1 protein-coding gene and 1 pseudogene are annotated in these 3,494 nt (G+C 61.8%); both read left to right on the plus strand.

Annotation, left to right across the window (positions count from 1 at the left end; translation table 11 throughout):
- Positions 1–184: 184 nt before the first annotated feature.
- A complete protein-coding gene (locus HT737_RS09265; RefSeq protein ID WP_182402312.1) occupies positions 185–2,596 on the plus strand; it encodes a glucose/quinate/shikimate family membrane-bound PQQ-dependent dehydrogenase in 2,412 nt (803 codons plus the stop codon).
- 465 nt (positions 2,597–3,061) lie between these two features.
- Positions 3,062–3,428, plus strand: a pseudogene (locus HT737_RS09270) (DUF6124 family protein).
- The last annotated feature ends 66 nt before the right edge of the window (positions 3,429–3,494 follow it).

Below are 3,494 nucleotides of genomic sequence, written 5' to 3' on the forward strand. Positions count from 1 at the left end.
GATGCGATTTCACATTCGCCATTATCGTCGGCTGACACTCCGCCATCGCTGGCAAGCCAGCTCCCACAGGGATCGGGAAAAATTCGTTAGCTAGACAAGTTTTTATCTGAACCATACCTGCGCCCAATCGTCATCTAAAGTGACTACAGCGCGGGACTACATAAACGTCACGGAGAATCACACTATGAGCACCGAAAGTGCTTCGAGTCGGAGCCGTCTGCTACCGAGCCTGCTCGGCATTCTGCTTCTACTGATGGGCCTGGCCATGCTGGCCGGAGGGGTCAAGCTGAGCATGCTCGGCGGCTCGCTGTACTACCTGCTGGCCGGTATCGGCATTGCGCTGAGCGGCATTCTGTTGCTGCTGCGCCGTCGTGCAGCGCTGGGCCTGTACGCCATCGTGCTGTTCGCCAGCACGGTCTGGGCCCTGTGGGAAGTCGGTCTGGACTGGTGGCAACTGGTGCCGCGCCTGGCCCTGTGGTTCGTCCTAGGCATCGTGATGTTGCTGCCGTGGTTCCGTCGTCCGCTGCTGCTCAATGGCCCGGCGCCGATGGGCACCGGTGGTCTGAGCGTCGCCGTGGTTCTGGCCGGTGTCACCGCTCTGGCCAGCCTGTTCACTCACCCGGGTGAAACCTTTGGTGAACTGGGCCGCGACACCGCGGACATGACCAGCACCGCACCGCAAATGCCTGACGGCGACTGGCAGGCCTACGGCCGTACCGAATTCGGTGACCGTTACTCGCCGCTGAAGCAGATCACCCCGGCCAACGTCGGCAAGCTGCAAGAAGCCTGGCGCATCCAGACCGGCGATCTGCCAACCGCAGATGACCCGGTCGAGCTGACCAACGAAAACACCCCGCTCAAAGCCAACGGCATGCTCTATGCGTGCACCGCGCACAGCAAAGTGCTGGCGCTGGACCCGGACACCGGCAAGGAAATCTGGCGCTTCGACCCGCAGATCAAGAGCCCGGTGGGCTTCAAGGGCTTCGCCCACATGACCTGCCGTGGCGTGTCGTACTACGACGAAGCGGCTTACGCCAAGTCTGAAAACGCTGCGTCCGCCGTTGTCTCCGAAGCCGGCAAAGCCGTTGCCCAGGCTTGCCCGCGTCGCCTGTACCTGCCAACCGCCGATGCCCGCCTGATCGCGCTGAACGCCGACACCGGCAAGATCTGCGAAGGCTTCGGCAACAACGGCGTGGTCGACCTGACCCAAGGCATCGGCCCGTTCACCGCCGGTGGCTACTACTCCACCTCGCCAGCGGCGATTACCCGTGATCTGGTGATCATGGGCGGTCACGTTACCGACAACGAATCGACCAACGAGCCATCGGGCGTGATCCGCGCTTTCGACGTGCGCGACGGTCACCTGGTGTGGAACTGGGACAGCGACAAGCCAGACGCCACCGAGCCATTGGCCCCGGGCGAAACCTACAGCCGCAACTCGGCCAACATGTGGTCGCTGGCCAGCGTCGACGAAAAACTCGGCATGGTTTACCTGCCACTGGGCAACCAGACGCCTGACCAGTGGGGCGCAGACCGCACCCCAGGCGCCGAGAAGTTCAGCGCCGGCATCGTTGCCCTCGACCTGGCCACCGGTAAAGTGCGCTGGAACTACCAGTTCACCCACCACGACCTGTGGGACATGGACGTTGGCAGCCAGCCAACCCTGCTCGACATGAAAACCGCCGACGGCGTGAAACCGGCGCTGATCGCCCCGACCAAACAGGGCAGCCTGTACGTCCTCGACCGTCGTGACGGCACACCGATCATCCCGATCAAGGAAATCCCGGTACCGCAAGGCGCCGTGAAGGGCGACCACACCGCACCGACCCAGGCCCGTTCGGACCTCAACCTGCTGGCCCCGGAACTGACCGAAAAAGCCATGTGGGGCGCCAGCCCGTTCGACCAGATGCTGTGCCGCATCCAGTTCAAGGAACTGCGCTACGAAGGCCAATACACGCCTCCGTCGGAACAGGGCAGCCTGATCTACCCGGGTAACGTCGGCGTGTTCAACTGGGGCGGCGTCTCGGTCGACCCGGTGCGCCAAATGCTGTTCACCAGCCCGAACTACATGGCCTTCGTTTCGAAAATGGTGCCACGCGAGAAAGTCGCCGCCGGCAGCAAACGCGAAAGCGAAACCGCTGGCGTGCAACCGAACACCGGCGCGCCCTACGCGGTGATCATGCACCCGTTCATGTCGCCACTGGGCGTACCGTGCCAGGCCCCGGCCTGGGGCTACGTTGCCGGCATCGACCTGACCACCGGCAAAGTCGTCTGGAAACGCAAAAACGGCACCAGCCGCGACAGCTCGCCGATCCCGATCGGCTTCACCCTGGGCGTGCCAAGCATGGGCGGCTCGATGGTGACTGCCGGCGGCGTCGGCTTCCTCAGCGGCACCCTGGACCAGTACCTGCGCGCCTACGACGTGAACACCGGTAAAGAACTGTGGAAATCGCGTCTGCCTGCCGGCGGCCAAGCGACCCCGATGACCTACACCGGCAAGGACGGCAAGCAATACGTGCTGCTCGTTGTCGGCGGTCACGGCTCGCTGGGCACCAAGATGGGTGACTACGTGATTGCGTACAAACTGCCGGAATAAGTTTTAACGGCGGTAATAGAAAGGCGATGCTCCGTGAGGGGCATCGCCTTTTTTGTGCCCACCCAATATCCCTGTAGGAGCTGCCGAAAGCTGCTCCTACAGGAAAATGTGCTGGTCTATGGGAAATGTGTTCGTCCTACAAATGCTGGTGATTGCGCGGAGTTTTCCGACAGGTCGCGTCGGTTGTGCCTCGGAAGTTGGCTGGATAGGCTCTGGTGGTCGCTGGAAATTCAGCGGCCGGGCGTCGCGGCCCGAGCAATCCATTCGATTTGATGCATAATCGCCAGCCCAAACGGGAGCGCTCAGGTGCTCTGTGTTTGGTTTGATGGTGGCTGTGCGCGGGATACCTTCGGGTATGCCGAGATTGCCGAATGGCTCGGTCCGCGAACCCGCGTACAGCTGCCACCCTCAGTCGCGTCGCGGCGATTGAGAGTGACAGCCCCACTTCTCATTCGGAGCTTCACCATGATCAAACCAACACCCAATCCCCCCGAAACCTCACCTTACGAATCCCTCGATTCAAAAAAAACTCCACGATGCCGCCGAGCGTGCGCTGGATCACTACCTGAAACCCTCCGCCGCCGCGGTGAGATTCCACAAACCCAGCAGCATGTTCCAGGTCGCCCCGGACATGGACAACGAAAGCCTGCTGGTCCACGCTTGCGAATCACTGGCCCAAGCCAGCCTCATGACCAGCGACATCGCCGCGTACATCGACATCCCGCAGCGCCGGACGATACTGGCCATTCAGCAAATCATCATGCTCGCCGAACTGGCGGTGAACCGAGTGCTGGATAACCACGAAATCTCACAATCTCCAACACACAACTAATCCCCTGTGGGAGCGAGCCTGCTCGCGAAGGCGCCAGCGCATTCATGTTTAAGGTGCCTGACCCAC

Source organism: Pseudomonas sp. MD195_PC81_125, assembly GCF_014060985.1.
Taxonomy (GTDB): Bacteria; Pseudomonadota; Gammaproteobacteria; order Pseudomonadales; family Pseudomonadaceae; genus Aquipseudomonas; species Aquipseudomonas parakoreensis.